Genomic DNA, 16,005 nt, shown 5'->3' with positions numbered 1-16,005 from the left:
AAAACAAACAGGCTATCGCTGCAAATAGGTGCCCCCCAGTATGGCCCCTGGCGAAAAATGGGTATTCAACGTATTCATCTCATCAGGAGTGAAAGTAATCTCCATAGCTGTCATGTTTTCCGGTAGCCGCGATCTGCGACTCATACTTACCAAAGGCATGATGTGCTCTCCCTGCGCATTTACCCAGGCGATCGCCAGTTGGGCAGGGGTATATCCTTTTTCTTTTGCCATCTGCCTTAGCAGTGTCACTTTCTCCAGGTTCTTCACCAGGTTGTCGCCCTGAAAGCGCGAGAAGTGGAGCAGGTAGTCATTATCTGGCAGCGGTGCTTTGATCTCGCCGGTGAGCAAGCCTTCGGCCGTATTAGCAAATGCCACCACTCCTATACCGAGCTCTTTGGCAGCAGGCAACAGTTCCCTCTCTATCTGGCGATCGGCCAACGAATACCCTATTTCCAGGGCCGCTACCGGGTGAATACTATTCGCCTCGCGCAGCTGGCTGGCTGTTATTTCAGAAACCCCCAGGGTGGCGTACCTTTCCTTCTTTAATCAGGTCGGCCACTGTTCCGATTACGTCTTCCAACGGAACGCTGTTGTCCAGCCGGCAGGGTTGATACAGGTCAATGGTATCGATGCCCAGACGCACCAAAGAGTAGTTGATGAAGTTCCTGATGGCGATGGGACGCAGATCTAACCCCAGCATACGCCCGCCGTAGAAGATCGCGCCAAATTTGACGCTGATGAAGGCATCATCCCTTCTTCCTTTGATGGCTTTACCTACCAGCAGCTCGTTATGGCCACTACCGTAGAAGTCGCCCGTATTCAGAAAATTGATACCACTATCCAGCGCCTGCTGAATGATAGCTACACTCTCTTTTTCATCTTTGGCAGGACCACCCCAAACAGGCGACATCCGCATACAGCCTAGTCCGAGTTTGGATACCAGCGGACCGTTTTTGYCTAATGCGATCTTTGTTATTGTTGTCATATACCTCTTTTTTGATTACGACACAAAGATCTGCCGTTGTACACTATGACCACTTTCCTCCATAGCTCAATTTACTTGCCTGGGTGGCTCAAGTTTTTTCATGAACAGACTGGTGGCGAAGGAGTTTGGGAAATCAACCGCTTTTTTGTAATTTCCCATTCATTGCTAAACCCCTATTATTATTGATGATCACGGAAATTGAACAGCGCCTTTTAAGTTGCAACGCAGACAAATTTGCGAACTTGTGCAGACTATACCTCTCCTACAAATACGCTATTATAAATTCTACTGGTTTTGTTTCTGGTAAAGAAAAATCGAAAAGAGGTACACCCGATAATTTTATCTCCGTTAAAGATGACTACATTTTCAATGAAATTACCACACAACAAACAGAGCTGGCTGAAAAATTAAAGAAAGACATCCAACATTGTTTTAAACAAAGAAATGTTCCGGCAGAGAAAATCATTAAGATAATCCTTATCTGCAATAGCAAAATCACTACCACCATCCAGGAAGAACTAAACAAACATAAAAATGTTTTTAACAGTGATGTGGATCTGGAGCTAATCGGATTAGATGCTTTTGCAACGATCATATTCAAAGAGTATCCCTCCATTGCAAGGGAGCTAGGTCTGGCTATTGATACAGGCCAAATCCTTGAACCCAATGACTTTATTGATCAATATGAAAAATCAAAATTCGCCACTCCCCTTTCAAACGAGTTTTTCAATAGAGAGAAGGAATTAGCAGAAGGTATGTCTTTATTAGAGCACCACGACACGCTAATTATCTCCGGACAGGCAGGCGTAGGCAAAACAAAGTTCTCCTTAGCACTGGTCGGCACATTCTCAAAAAAGCACGACGACTATAAGGTAAAATATATAAAATCCAACGGCGCCCTCGATATCTGGGATGATTTAAAAGTACAGTTAGTACCGGGTGAAAACTATCTTATAGTTGTTGATGACGCTAACAAATTAAAAACTAATCTCGACCTTATCATAAACTTTAGAAATGCTTTCAATGGCGGGATGATAAAATTAATCTTCACCGCCAGAAATTATGTACAGGAAGAAATACAAGGAAAATTAAGTACCTACAAAAATATTACACTCAACAATTTTGAAAGAGCAGCATTAAACAATATTCTACAGTCGCCCGATTTTAATATCACGGAATACTATTTCGATAAAATATTCTCTATCTCAAAGGGCAACCCCAGGATTGCAATAATGGCAGCTCTCGCCGGCATCCATGGAGAAATAGAAAAACTAAACAACGCCGCATTAATCCTGGATGAGTATTTTTCCTCTGTAAACAGACAGCTAAATGCAGGCAGTGATCTTATCAAAACTGCGGGAGTGCTGGCGTTATACAGAACCATAAACTTGCACCACACAAAATCTATCGCTGAAATTGACACCTATTTCAAGATTTCCCCAAACGACCTACTGGAGAACCTGACGCTACTCCACAAGTATGAACTGGCAGATGAGTACAATGGCTCCTACAAAATAGCAGACCAGATACTGGGCGAATACATTTTCTACCTGGTTTTCATTAAACAAAAACAGCTACCTTTTAGCTTGCTGCTCGACTTATTCATAGATGAAGGTAAATTTTCCCTGATTAAACTTCTTACTCCTATTGTCAGCAACTATGGGTTTGAGGAAATAAAACTGCAGGTTATTGCTGATCTGAAAAGAAAGTGGAGTAATATATCTGATGATCCCTCTAAATCATTGAAATTCCTGAAAGACTTCTGGTTCTATATGCCCACCGAATCTCTCGTGTCTATTGCCAGATTGCTCGCGGAACAACATGCAACAGATCTGCATACGCTTCCTTTCGAAATTTATAATCACAATCAGCTGGAACGCTACCAGGATGATATCATAGACATCCTCGTCAATTTCCAAGAATTCCCCGATAAATTTATACTTTCGTTGGATTTGCTAATGAAATATGGCCTATCAGGCCCGGTTCCATTCACCAAACTACTCAAGGTATTTACGCAGTCTTTTACCTATGGAAGATATGATTACAATAGCAATTATCTCATTCAGACAAAGCTATTTGAGTACCTGTACAATAAATCCAAGGGAGAAGACGACGAGTTTTACGCCAAAATCATCCTATTCATTGCACATAAATATTTAGTAGATAGCTATCAATCCGTCTACGGTGACGGGGATATCATCTATTTGGGACAAAGACTTGTGTATTTAATGGAAGCACAAAAAGATTTCAGGACCAGGCTATGGAACTTTATCTTCGGCTGCTACAAAAACCCAGTACTACGGCCATGTGTATATGATTTCTTCGACCAGCACAGATATGGGCATCTCTCGGTAAAAAACACTGATGTAGTCAACTTCGACAAGGACCTGGTCATCCCTTTCTTTGAAAACAACTTCCTCCCTGCTCCTTCTTTCAGAGAAACAGAGATCGTATATGGGTATTTAAAAAAGCTGACATTCTATGATATTATTTACGATGAGCAATGGAAAGAGAAATTCAAGAACAAGGAGGTAGACCTGTGGCATTTACTCAATAAAAGAGCGGAAGATAAAAAAGAACTGCTCTATCAATACACGGAAAATTTCAGTATTGAAGACTACCGGATTTTCTTTGCCCGAATTGATGTTCTCAGCCAGAAGAAGAAGAATTACTTCTCCGGGTATTCAACAATTAAAAACTCCATCTCGTATATTCTCATCCATTTAGAAAAATCAGATTTCAAGCTATTCCTTAACGTTTTCGAGGTATTATTTAAATATGAATACGCAACGCATCTTTTCATTGACATGGTGTTCAAAGAAATAGCCTACAACGAATACAAATCACTAGCACTAAGGGATTTGCTCCTTGAAGGTAAAATTAACCCAGAGTGCATTGTGCCGCTTCTAACATATCTTCCTGCTGATTTAATTACCTCCGGGGATTACGACATTTGGGTTAATTATTTCAGAGACGAAAAAACTACGTGGATATATTCTATTGAAAAAATCTTTCCAAAATTACAAGCTTTAAACATCCATATTGAACAAGCATTGAATAGTGTATTAGACTATTTAATGCAAAAGGCGACTGCCTCCAATCTCTATGTTAATAATGATTTTTTTAAATACCTCTATAAAGACCATCAGTCCATCTTTTCAGACAGGCTGCAGGATATTCAGTTTCTCTACCTCGTGCTAGACAGGAAAGATAGACATTTCGACTACAGCCTGGAGGTATTGAAACTGATTTTAAGCAAAAACCCCACATTCATCAACGATTTACTGGCAGCTGCTTTTGACGCCAAAACATTTGTCAGCAGGACCGATTTACTGGAAAATGATTTTAAAAAATTGTGGACCTTAGAGAATAGAAATGAAGTGTTCGAAGATATCATTCAATTCTTCAGTAAATTCCCTTCTATCTTTAGAAATACACATTCGGAAGTAGGTACTGCATTCCAGGGTAGTGGCGAAAATGGGCTAAACTTCCTTCGCTATTTAGTAAATAAAACAACCGACGAGAAAATATTGAGGTTGGCATTTAATATTGTAGTATCGCAATTCAATGAATCGAAATTCGATTTCCTGGATCTCCTGCTACAGAAAAATTCCAACCTGGCGTTCTTCGAAAACCTCGACCTATATACGGGAAGCAGTATTTCCATAGGTAGCCGGATACCCAAAATCAGGCAGGAGATAATAGTTTATGAAGAAGTAAGAGACTATATTCAAACCCGCAACGACATCAGATACCTGGAACACCTTAATTATATAGAAGACCGCATTAATGCCTGTAAAGCACAAATTGAATGGGAAAGGAAGGATGAATTTATGGGAGAATAAACGCAAAAGATGAATGCTTCGTCCCCGATAAGGAAACAGAGTTCCCTCAACTGGTCAACGTTTCCACGAGTGTCAAAACCACCTTAGCATTTCTAACATTTGCGTATCAAAATGATATCCACTTATCCTTTCTTGATTTATGTCCGAAATACGCTCCATTGCCATAAGTCTTGCGCACCTGCCGCGTTTTCATACGGGGCCTGACAGGAAACTACCGATATTTATTTGAGCTAATAGCGTTCAACTTTAAAATCTAATGCCGGCTCCTATCTGGAAATTCAGGGATGACAGCGAATAATGTTTCTTTGCCGGAGTTAAAGTAGATACGTCCGGCCAGTTAGCAAAATAAGTGTATTTCATGACAGGTGATGCACCGAAGTAATTAGCATCTGCTGATAAAAAGAACCTCTTGCTTAATTTGTAATTCAATGCCATCGAAACATTGTAACAGAATGCGGCCGGTAAATCCAGTTTAACTTTATACAAGCTACCCGATGGCTCTCCTAAAGTGGGCGAGCGATATTCATAAGAATATCCGGGAATCTTTGTTTTGCAAATACCTACCAACACCATCGGTGTTAATTCGAACGGAGAACCGGAAGAAAATGGAATGGAATAATACACACCAGTCATCACTTTAAATACTTTCCAACTATTTACCTTAACATTTATCTTTGTYCTATCTGAATAGTTTTTTTTGACTTCATTTCTCAAATACGCGGCATCCTGTTTATTAATAGACTCTCCAATCATTAAGGAAATACCAACTGTTTTTGTTAATTGGTACTTCACCAGAACATCAGCAGAAAAGCCGGCTAATGCGTTGCCGGACGTATCACCAGGGGCGAACGAAAATGATTTATGCGCAAAGCGCCCCAGTGGTATAGCGGTACCTGCTTTCAGCTGCACGGAAAACTTTCCAATGGAAGGCTGTGTTTGCGAAAAGCAGGAAAATGAGACTGCAAACAGTGATAAAAAGACAAGAAACTTCTTCATATGGTAGAGGGGATTCATATTCATAACAGTACTAAGGAATTAGGGATATCAGCAATAACGAAGTAATCGCGGCAAGATTATGCTAAAGACCTTTAGATATTTTAACATTCCACCCGGTACTTAATTTTTATTAAATATAGTTAATCATTAGTAAAAAATGTGATAAGGCTTTCTGCTACCATTGCAGGCCCTTCATGATTAGTTGGCGACAGATGATGAAGTTTCGATAATAGCAATACTTTCGCTTGTGGTATTGTTTGTTTCAGGGTACTTAACATACCAGGAATGAAATCGGGGCTTGCTTTCCCTCCCATCAGAAGAACAGGGATTGACAACATTGCATATTTCCTGTAACTTCCTTCCAATCGCTTTACTTCCAGATGCTCCCGAAAATTACTAGCGAGCAGACTTTTCTTTAGTTGCCATTCTTCTCCTTTTATGGCTAATCTCAGCACCAGGTTTGCCAGCCAGGATGGTGCCTTGGTCAAAGGACTGTGCCCCATTCCTTGTACAAAAGCGGTAAAGGCTTTTCTAAATTGCTGATGAGCCATGGCCGTTTCATAGCTATTCAGCCATTCCCAGTTGCCACCAAGCGAAACACCTGGTTCATAAACACTTACCTTCTTAAAAGGATTATCATTTGCCACCGCTTCCAGTGCTACTAATCCTCCATAGCTATGTCCGAAAAGAAAAGCGGCGCCTGTTACCTGCTGTACCGCCATTAAATCACTACAATCATCTTTTATACTGTAATGAGCTTCCTGCGCTTCCCTATCCCGTCGCTGCAGCAGATGAACGCTAAAACGTCCGGAAAGCKCGATGGCTAACTCGGTATACTCAGTTATATCGCTTAATGCGCCGTGTACAACAATTAGCCCTGGACCATTACCAATTGTATCATAAGTAATCATATTGCCGCGGGTAGATGTAACGGTGTTTCTTTCAAAAGTTGCCATATATTTTTTAATTGAATTAAATTTCAATTGTAAAATTAGAAGATGGTTGGGAAAGAAATATTTTTATGTTTTTTAAAATTATCTTACAATTGAAATATTTTTCAATAAAAAAGATAATGCCCAAAGCAAAAGAACAGTTCGAGGAAATGCGCCAGGAAGCGCAAAAAAAGATACAGGCAGCCGGACTTGAGCTGTTTGCCAGCAAAGGTCTGGCGGGGACTAACATTAAAGAAATAGCGGCAAAGGCGCAAATCAGCCTCGGGCTGATGTATCATTATTATTCTAATAAGGACGAACTATATCTTGGATTAGCCAATCAGGCCATGGATATGTCAATAGCACATTTAACTTCGCTAAAAAAACAACATTCCACTGCCAAAGAAAAGGTAGAAGGCTTCATTGAAGGGTTTCTCACCGGCGTACATAAATACCCCGAAATTTGTTACTTCATCATTATTGGACAACAATTTGAAACCAGGGATGCCGCACAAAATCAGTTGCTGATCACCCGCAAGCAGCAGTCAATGAAAGTACTCGCTGATATTATCAAAGCCGGTCAAAAAGAAGGCGTCTTCTTATCGGGAGATCCTGCACAGCTGGCTGCCATGTTAATAGCTGCCACGCAAGGACTGGCTGCTTTCAAAATGACATTTGGAAAAGGGTTTACTATTCCGGGAAAAGATATACTCATGAATATGCTGCTTGTAAAATGAAAATGGGTGTATCAAACTATTGTTGATACACCCATTTTCATTTTACAAGAGCCGTAAACTACTCCCACGGATTCTGCTCCATATCACTGTTAAACAGCAGCACTGCTAAAGGAATCTGCAACGTATATTTTGCATCGTTAGGCTTTAAGGTAGCCACCACGGCTGATTTGCTATCGAGCCGTTGTATCTGCGGCATTTTACCCGCGGCGCTCAGTTTTCTCATATCCAGCCAACGGATACCTTTAAAGGCCAGTTCCAGGCGGCGTTCCCGCATTACCTGACTCATCACGGTGGCCTGATCGGTTACGGTAAGCGCCTTATACACGGCAGCTGGATAGCGTTTCACCCGGATATCGTTCAATTGTGTAATGGCAGTCGTCAGGTCATTATTGAGCGCCGCTATTTCTGCCACCATCAGTTTCATTTCCGGAACAGAAGTACCAAAACTCTCCGACGTTTGTCCGTTACCGTACTGGGTTACCCCACGCTTGGTATAAGGCATGGTAGCTTTATTGCGGTAAAAGAATTTCATGCGCAGGTCGGTGCTGTCGTATAAGTTCAACAGCTCCAGGGAGGCCATTACAGGCGTGCCGGCATTGGAGCCATAGCGGGCATATATTTCCTGCGGGCTCACCACCATGGCTGGTATCTTGTTACCGGCGGCCACTGAATTATAATCAAATACCGTATTATTATTTTTCAGGGCCATCCTCGCGTATTTATCCGCATTTTCATTATCTCCTCCATAATAATATACCCTTGCCAGTACACTATAAGCGGCCGTTTTACTGCCCCTGAATTTATTGGCATCACTATTATCGGGCAGTCCTGGAATAGCGGTGGTCAAATCGCTGACCACCTGATCATAAATGGCTTTCAATGTACCTCTGGGTGGTGTTTTATCAGCAATTTCATTCGTGGTAACGAATGGCACACCAGGTGTAGATGCTGCCTTGCCTGCCTGATAAGGCTGGCAGTAGAGGTTCATCAGATAAAAATACTCAAATGCTCTACCCAGCAAAGCTTCCGCCGTTAAGCGCGCTTTATCCTGTGGCGTTCCATCTTCAACGGTACTCATCCCATTCAACACCGCATTGAAGCGGTAGATGTTGGCATAATGCCTGCCCCAGAACACGGGCGACGTATTTGGATCAGGCGTATATTGGGCCCGCCATAGATATACCAGGTCGTTTGAGAATGTACTCTGCGGGTTAATGGCCATGATATCAGCTTCGTCTGTCAGCAGGTTCATATTCTGATCAGCGGAAGTGGTCAGTAGTCTGCTATTCAGCCACAAGTCGTAATCGTTCACTGTTTTCAACAGCACCTTCCCTTTCGGCGCTACGTCCAGATATTTGTTACAGGAGGAAGTCATTACAGTGATGGCCGTGATGGCGTATAATAGATATTTTTTCTTCATGATACACAGTTTAAAAATTAGCAAACAAGCCGATGGTGTAAGTGGGCACCAGCCTGGTTCTTACGAAGCTGCCCAGCGCCAGACTATAATTGTAATCATTAAAGCCTTTGGTAAACAGGTTCGTTCCCTGCAGCTTTATTTCCAGTGATGACAATTTCAACTGCTTCAGCGCTTCGGCTGGCAGGCTATAGGAAACGGTCAGGTCGCGCAATAACATGTAGGCGCCATTTACGGCATACTTGTCGGAGTTGCCATATATCTGGAAGTCGTGGTTATAGTCGAGCTGCGTGTAATCATAAAAGCCCATTACATCCGTATGCGCCTGATCACCGGCTTTACGGAAGTAGTTTTCTGCGCCGGCCAGCGGTCTGGCAACACCCATCGTTGGCCGTGGTATCCTGGTTTTGAAGCCACCGTAAAAGTCGACCATGCAGTACACATAAAAGCGACCAATGTCCACGCGATTACTGAAGCCTGCATTCATCACCGGAATGGAATTACCGGAGTAAGCAAGATCATTTAATCCCTCATCATTACTGATATTCACATACCTTTTAACATTGCCTTTGTTATCATATACTGTAGGTAAACCCGCATCATTCAGGCCTGCAAAACGATAACTCAACATCGCCCCTACCGGATATCCTTTTATATAGTTATTGGCTTTATCTCCGTTGAAATAGGTATAAGCATATCTGCCGATGTTGGTATATACAGAGATGACTTTGCTGGTATTGTGTGCTAATACGAAACCGGTGTTCCAGTTGAGCTTCTTTTTATGAATCCAGTCGGCGTTGATATTTACTTCCCATCCTTTGTTGTCAATTGATGCAGCATTGAGGATGGCAGAAGAAGCGCCACGGGAAGGGTCAATAGCAGATGCTGCCAGGATATCGGTACTCTTCTTCGTATAGTAGTCGAAGTTAAAACGAATGCGGTTCAACACCGAGAAATCCACACCTACGTTCCCGTTGTCTGTCTGTTCCCAGCGAAGCGCGCTGTTTTGCAGGTTCAGGAGATCGAGTGACGGAGAAATGGGTTGTGTTCTGTTGTTAGTGGCTGCGCTGGCTACAATAACAGGCAAACTGTTTTTAGACACGTTCCCGTTAAACCCTTTGGATATCCTGAACTTCAGCAGGTCTACCCAATCGGTTTTAGGAAAGAAGGCTTCATTGGAAATGTTCCAGGCTCCACCTGCTGACCACAATGGTTTGTAACGATATTTAGGATCGGTACCAAAGAGATTGGACTGGTCAATCCTGATGCTTCCGGATAAGGAATAGCGTGACTTATAGCTGTACACGCCGTTGAAGTAGCCCGACAGGAAGCGGTCGTCTGAGTAAGTTTGATTAAAATAACCACTATATGCGGAGGGGTAGTAACCATAGGTAAATGGAGAATACTGTATCTGGTTAAACAACAGGTTGAAATCCACCGGCATCTGTACCAGTGTTTGGTCATTGTAACCAAAGGCAGAAGTGGTAGTACCGGATAATTCCACTTTACGGCCTTCTACCCCGAGGATAAAGTTCAGGGAGTGATCATCGTGAAGAACGGTGTTGTAATCCAATTGTCCACGTAAGGTATAGGCCATTTGACTGTTGAATTGCTGCGTCTGATATCCCCCCTTTGGCATATTGAATATGTACTTAGATGTAATCGGGTCCTGGGTCACGTAGTAATTGACGAGCTGACGTGCCGCCGCGGATTTATCATCTGCAAAGTAGGTTTGGCGGATATTTGATTTTTCGTATATCCCTCCCAGTTTGAAAGATAATCCGTCTATGATGCGATACTTGAACTCTGCCCTGATCTTGTTTCCGGTGGACAATGTTTTAGTATTCACATGATTGATTTCATTGAGCGGGTAATAGAGATTATCATTGAATCCATTCGCCAGCAGGAAACTCTTATTGTATACGGGATTTATCCTTGATCCGGAGAAGATAGGCAACGGATTACCCTTATCGTCCTGGAATTTTTCCCAGGGATATACCTCATTGATATCGGGTACCGGAACAGCGGAACTATTTAACTGAAAATAATCGTTGCTCATTTCGAAAGAGAGTCTTTCACTAAACTTGTAGGAGCCACGGGCGGAGAGGAGAAAACGTTGATTATTTTGTTTGATGTTCGGACCGCTGTTGTTGGTAAAGTTGGAAGACACATAATAGAGGCCGTTTTTATTCCCCCCGGAAAATACCAGGTCGTATTGATTGTTGATAGTGCTGCGTTTGAACAGCCGGCTATAGTCTTTGGTATTGTCATAAGCTGTCAGGTCTGCAATACGTTTATCTATCTGATCTGCTTTGATGATACCGGAAGCGAGGTCAATAAATATCTCTGATCCCGGCTGGTAGGGAGATGGACTGACTTTGATGTCATCCCAGGTTTGCGCGGGGTAATCGGAGTAAGTATCTTTCATAAATCTCAGCTGAGATCCCGGCGGTGCAAAGCGATAGGTACTATAATTTTCCTTCGGAGTAACGCTGGTGGTAGTACGAAAATTGAATTTTGTTTTCCCTTCCTTCGCCTGTTTGCGATCTACTATAATGACGCCGTTAGAAGCGCGTACCCCGTAGATAGCTGCTGCTGCCGCATCTTTTAAGATAGTCACCGACTGTATCTCATTGGGATCTATTGCATCCAGGGTCAGTTCTGTAGGGAAGCCATCCAGTACAATCAGGGGTTGTTTATTACCGGAAATGGTGGAAATACCCCTGATCTGGAAAAGTGGATTTCCTTCAAACTGCATGCTGGGATTGATCATCAGTCCCGGTAGCTTATTTTGCAACCCATCGAGGATACTACCGCTGGTGATCCTGCTTTCAAATTCTTTGGAAGAGATGCGGCTTACGGCACCTGTCAGTTGCTCGGCTTTGATTTGCTGGTAACCGGTATTATATACGGTTACTTCTTTCAATCCCTTTACTTCTTCTTCCAGTGCTACTTTAAAGGACAGGTCTTTACCCAGTGTTTTAACGATACGCTTGTATCCCATCAGGTAGAACATCACGGTTTGGCCGGGCGCAGCATTAATATGAAAGGTGCCGCTGCTGTTGGTGGAAGTTTGCTGACCACCTTTCACGACTACCAGCACCCCTTCCATTGGAATCCCTTTTCCGTTCACGAGTTGTCCGGAATAATTGGTAACAGCAATGCCACAGGTATCACAGTCAGGAGTACTGATTTTATTTTCCTTTGTGATAATGATGCTGTTGTTTTTGATGACAGCGGTGAGGCCCTGTGGCTTCAGGCAACGTTCCAGCACGGTGGCCAGTGCTTCGTTACGCACTTGCATGGTAACGGGTTTGGCGCGTTGTATGGCTGCTTCATGGTAAATGATAGAGTACCCTGTTTGCTTCTTGATACTTTCCAATACCTGCTCCAGTGGCTGGTTGTTACATTGCAGTGTTACCTGTTGCGCCCGCACTCCTACCTGTATACATAACAGGCAAAGTAGCAGGGAAAGGCCTTTCCACTTCATACGCATAAGAAAATAGATTGGTTGGTTTTTGATGGCTGAATGCAATCGCATACGAATCTTGATTAAACTTATTGGTTGAGAAAATAGCAATACCCTGCCGCGATGAATGTGGCCATCATTCATCCGGGATATCCTGTTCCTAAAAAATTAACGGTTGTTAGTGCTTCGCGGGCATGACAATAATACTCCTCCCCGACATCCTAAACTTCACATCTCCTGTTGCTTCCAATGTTTCTAGTAGTTGACTGATATTCTCCTGCTGTTGTACATCTCCGGATAATCCACTTACCTCCACATTATCACTATAGCTAATATCTACATTATACCAGCGCGCTACCTGGCGCATAATTTTCCTGATATCGGCATTCTTAAATTTAAACCTGCCTTCTTTCCAGGCCAATACTTCACTGGTATCTACGCGGGCCACCTGTGTATGACTGCCGATGCTGGCTTGTTCACCGGGTTTAAGCACCACTTCATTGACTTTCACCGCACCCGTAATCAGGGTGGTATTCTCCATCGCTTCATCGTTGTATGCCATCAGGTTGAAGGCTGTGCCCAATACCGTTACCGTGGTATTCCTGGTTTTCACCAGAAAAGCCTGAGAGGAATTGGCGGCCACATCAAAGTAGGCTTCTCCGGAAAGCTCCACCACCCGCTGTTTCCCGGTAAAGGCGGTCGGATACCTCAGCGAAGAGGCGGCATTCAACCATACATGGCTACCATCGGGCAATATCACCTGATACTGTATCCCGCGGGGGGTAGACAGCGTATTATATACCGCTGTTTCACTGCCCGGCTGATAAGTAATTGTGCCGCTGTCGATAGCAGTTCCCTGTTGCGTGGCCAATGCGCCCTTGCGGGTATTGTCCAGTACTACCTGTTGTCCATTGCCCAGTGTGAGCACCGCCTGGTTGCCTGCTGGTGTAATCACCTTGTTGACCGCCAACGGCACTGGTGCAGGCGACCGCATAAAATACCACGCGCCGGTAGCCAGGATACCTGCTATCACTGCCGCTGCTGCTGCCCGGAATGGGAAGCGTAACACTTTACCGGCAGGCGCTTCGGCGTCGTTCACCCTTGCCAGCAGCTGTTGCAGCGACCTTTCGTTGGCAGCTGTGGTAATGGTTTGCCCATCTATGGCCTGTATATAGCTATCTATCGCCTGTTCCAGCCTATCGCCTTCCAGGGCGCTCATATGCTGGTTAAACGCGGCTATTTCCTCTTCAGAGGCATGGCCGGAAGCTATTTTGTTATACAGGTCCTGGTGGTTCATGGTGTTGATTATAGATAAGACGACGCCCGAAATATGGTTTGGATAAAAAATCGAAACTTTTTTTAAAAATTTATTGGATCAGCCGCCAGGCGGGGCGCCGGCATGTTGTAATATCCGGCTGCGGACAGCCTTCCGGGCCAGGTAGAGTTGTTTGTCCACCACCGACAGGGAGATCCCTAATAAGGTGGCTACTTCTTCGCGGCTCAACTCCCGGAGTATGCTCAGGGTAAAAATGTCCTGTTGTTTGGGAGGTAGCTGTTGTATGGCCTCTACAGCATATTGATGGAGTTCCTTATATATCAGTGCTTCTTCTGTGTGCGTGGTTTGTTGGGGCTGAATGGTGGCATAACCGGTTTCGTGGCGTAACAGGGCTTCCTTCGCTTTCTTAATATCCAGTATGCGGTTTTTGGCCATCCGGTACAGGTATCCTTTGAAGGACTGCAAACCAGCAACAATCTCTTTTTTCGACCATAGTTTATAAAAGATGTCCTGTATTACTTCTTCCGGATCTTCTATATCCCTGAAAGGCTGTAATATATGTAGCAATACCGGTTGATAACACCGGTAAAGTATTGCAAATGCGTCTTTGTCGCCTTCCGAAAACTGTAGTAGTAACATCGCTTCCCGTTCCGGAGCAAGAGAGCGATGATCCTGATGATTGGTTGCCAAATTGATATAAAGATCCTCCGCTACAGGTGACTGTATGCAGGGGGAATAATTAAAATGATGACACAGTGAGGCTTAAAGGTATTATGTTTTTCTGAAAAAAGTATGTTTGATKGGCGATGAATCTATCTCTCCGGCCTTCCACCTCCCACAAAAAAATGACCGACGCCGTTATCCGGCATCGGTCATTCTCCCTATAGAACTGTTCATGGGGGTACATAGAACAATTCTTTCTCTTTTATTGTGCGTTTAGTGCCTCTTCAATTCTTGCCGGAGTTTTCTCTTCGCTTGGTCTGGAAGCATCGGCGTCAAATATTTTCCCATCTTTTCCAATGATGATATAGCGGGGAACACCGTGAATATTAAAAGCATTGGCAACAGCGCTTTTCATGCCACCAGCAGATAATAAGTGAATGCCTTCGATTTTATCATCTGCAATCGCTTTCTTCCAGTTGGCTTCTTTGTCGTCTACACTGATGTAAAGGAAAACCACGTCTTTATTTTCTTTGAACTTCTCATGCAGCTTAGGACTACCATTTTTCATTTCATAGCGGCAGGGAGCGCACCAGCTGGCCCAGAAGTCCATGTAGATTACTTTACCGGAGAAATCCTTCAACGTTACATCTTTGCCATTAATATCCTTCAGTGTAAAGAACGGAGGTACTTTTCCGGCCGCCAGGGCAAGCGTTTTTTTATAGGACTCCTGTATTATTTTAGCATCTTCGCGGGTAGCGTATTTAGCGACATAATTGTCAATTGCCGGTTTCAGGGAGGTAACATTTTTCTCCATTTCTATCAGGCTATTCAGCGTAGCTCGCATGGCCATGCTACGCACCTTTCCTGTGTACCGCTGTTCAATCAGTTTTAACCGCTGCTTTAAGACCTGGGGATATGCGAAGGAGCTGTCCAGTTTTCCTTGTTCGAGTAATTCACGCCAGCCCATAAAAGCAGGATAGGCGCCTCTCATAAAACTATTATAAGACTCATTGCCCAATAAATCATCTCTCATCTCTACGTTATCTGCAATCTTCCAGAAATCATCCGGCAGCACTTCCGACATGGGCTTCTTAAAACCAAGATGATAAAAATATGGCGACAGTACAAGAGAGGCCAATTTTCTGTACTTAAGGTCTACCGACTGATCTTTGTAAAAAGCCGGTGTTACCTTTTGTTTATTCGCCTCCAGTATATCAATGGATTTCTGCTCTACCCGATTCACCATCTCATGGTATTCCTTCACTGTCATCTTAGTGGCATCGATGTTCGTATTATCCAGTACATATGCATAAAAGTATTCCCAAAATACTTTTGCATTTGCAGCGCCAGGGCCAGAGAAATTAGTATTCGCCTCAAAATCAGTTTTGATATTCAGTTGATCGCCGGATTCCAGGAACAAATGCATCTGCCCTTTCTTAGGTGTATCTATACCCAGCCTGATTGTCTTCGGAAAAGTTCCTGCAAAGCGATGCGTAAATTTCCCTGCTTTATTGGGGCCGACCATGATTATATTATCACCGTCGGTTAACCACACAGAGTCCACCTTCAGGGGGGCAACATCTATTACGATGGTCGCTTCCTTCTTTTGTCCAAAGATGATAGCAGCATATAAACAGCATATCACCAGTATGATACTTTTCTTCATCATTTTGTTTATTTTTATT

At 43.4% G+C, this 16,005-nt stretch carries 11 protein-coding genes; 2 read left to right on the top strand and 9 right to left on the bottom strand.

Annotated elements, in window-relative coordinates; translation table 11 throughout:
• Positions 1 to 12 precede the first annotated feature (12 nt).
• A complete protein-coding gene (locus tag AC1DFM_RS19245) occupies positions 13 to 474 on the bottom strand; it encodes an aldo/keto reductase (protein WP_477078484.1) in 462 nt (153 codons plus the stop codon).
• Positions 475 to 508: 34 nt separating this feature from the next.
• A complete protein-coding gene (locus tag AC1DFM_RS19240) occupies positions 509 to 985 on the bottom strand; it encodes an aldo/keto reductase (protein ID WP_477078373.1) in 477 nt (158 codons plus the stop codon).
• Between the two features lie 242 nt (positions 986 to 1,227).
• On the opposite strand from AC1DFM_RS19240, the gene AC1DFM_RS19235 reads away from it, so the two are divergent.
• Positions 1,228 to 4,830, top strand: a complete 3,603-nt coding sequence (locus tag AC1DFM_RS19235; RefSeq protein ID WP_477078372.1) for an nSTAND3 domain-containing NTPase — start codon at positions 1,228 to 1,230, stop codon at positions 4,828 to 4,830.
• 246 nt (positions 4,831 to 5,076) lie between these two features.
• Here AC1DFM_RS19235 and AC1DFM_RS19230 read toward each other — a convergent pair whose 3' ends face one another.
• Together AC1DFM_RS19230 and AC1DFM_RS19225 are read right to left on the bottom strand one after the other, a co-directional pair.
• Entirely contained in the window at positions 5,077 to 5,826 is a 750-nt protein-coding gene (locus AC1DFM_RS19230) for a hypothetical protein (protein ID WP_477078371.1), read from the bottom strand.
• A 140-nt stretch (positions 5,827 to 5,966) separates the two neighbouring features.
• Positions 5,967 to 6,809 (bottom strand): alpha/beta fold hydrolase, encoded by an 843-nt coding sequence (locus tag AC1DFM_RS19225; protein ID WP_477078370.1) that lies wholly within the window; start codon positions 6,807 to 6,809, stop codon positions 5,967 to 5,969.
• Positions 6,810 to 6,898: 89 nt separating this feature from the next.
• Between AC1DFM_RS19225 and AC1DFM_RS19220 the strand changes: the two genes are divergently transcribed.
• A complete protein-coding gene (locus tag AC1DFM_RS19220; RefSeq protein WP_477078369.1) occupies positions 6,899 to 7,495 on the top strand; it encodes a TetR/AcrR family transcriptional regulator in 597 nt (198 codons plus the stop codon).
• A 58-nt stretch (positions 7,496 to 7,553) separates the two neighbouring features.
• Here AC1DFM_RS19220 and AC1DFM_RS19215 read toward each other — a convergent pair whose 3' ends face one another.
• The 5 genes from AC1DFM_RS19215 to AC1DFM_RS19195 form a co-directional block, all read right to left on the bottom strand.
• The gene (locus AC1DFM_RS19215; RefSeq protein WP_477078368.1) at positions 7,554 to 8,915 is read right to left on the bottom strand and encodes a RagB/SusD family nutrient uptake outer membrane protein; all 1,362 of its coding nucleotides are present in this window, start codon (positions 8,913 to 8,915) and stop codon (positions 7,554 to 7,556) included.
• A gap of 10 nt (positions 8,916 to 8,925) precedes the next feature.
• Positions 8,926 to 12,408: a SusC/RagA family TonB-linked outer membrane protein gene (locus tag AC1DFM_RS19210; protein WP_477078367.1), complete on the bottom strand. Its 3,483-nt coding sequence runs from the start codon at positions 12,406 to 12,408 to the stop codon at positions 8,926 to 8,928.
• A 151-nt stretch (positions 12,409 to 12,559) separates the two neighbouring features.
• A complete protein-coding gene (locus AC1DFM_RS19205) occupies positions 12,560 to 13,678 on the bottom strand; it encodes a FecR family protein (protein ID WP_477078366.1) in 1,119 nt (372 codons plus the stop codon).
• A 78-nt stretch (positions 13,679 to 13,756) separates the two neighbouring features.
• A complete protein-coding gene (locus tag AC1DFM_RS19200) occupies positions 13,757 to 14,347 on the bottom strand; it encodes an RNA polymerase sigma factor (RefSeq protein WP_477078365.1) in 591 nt (196 codons plus the stop codon).
• Between the two features lie 235 nt (positions 14,348 to 14,582).
• Positions 14,583 to 15,989, bottom strand: a complete 1,407-nt coding sequence (locus AC1DFM_RS19195; RefSeq protein WP_477078364.1) for a TlpA family protein disulfide reductase — start codon at positions 15,987 to 15,989, stop codon at positions 14,583 to 14,585.
• Positions 15,990 to 16,005 lie beyond the last annotated feature (16 nt).

The sequence above is a fragment of the Chitinophaga sp. 05T412 genome (genome assembly GCF_056396465.1).
Note: the sequence above shows the minus strand (reverse complement) of the source record. Positions and strands in the feature narration are given on the sequence as shown.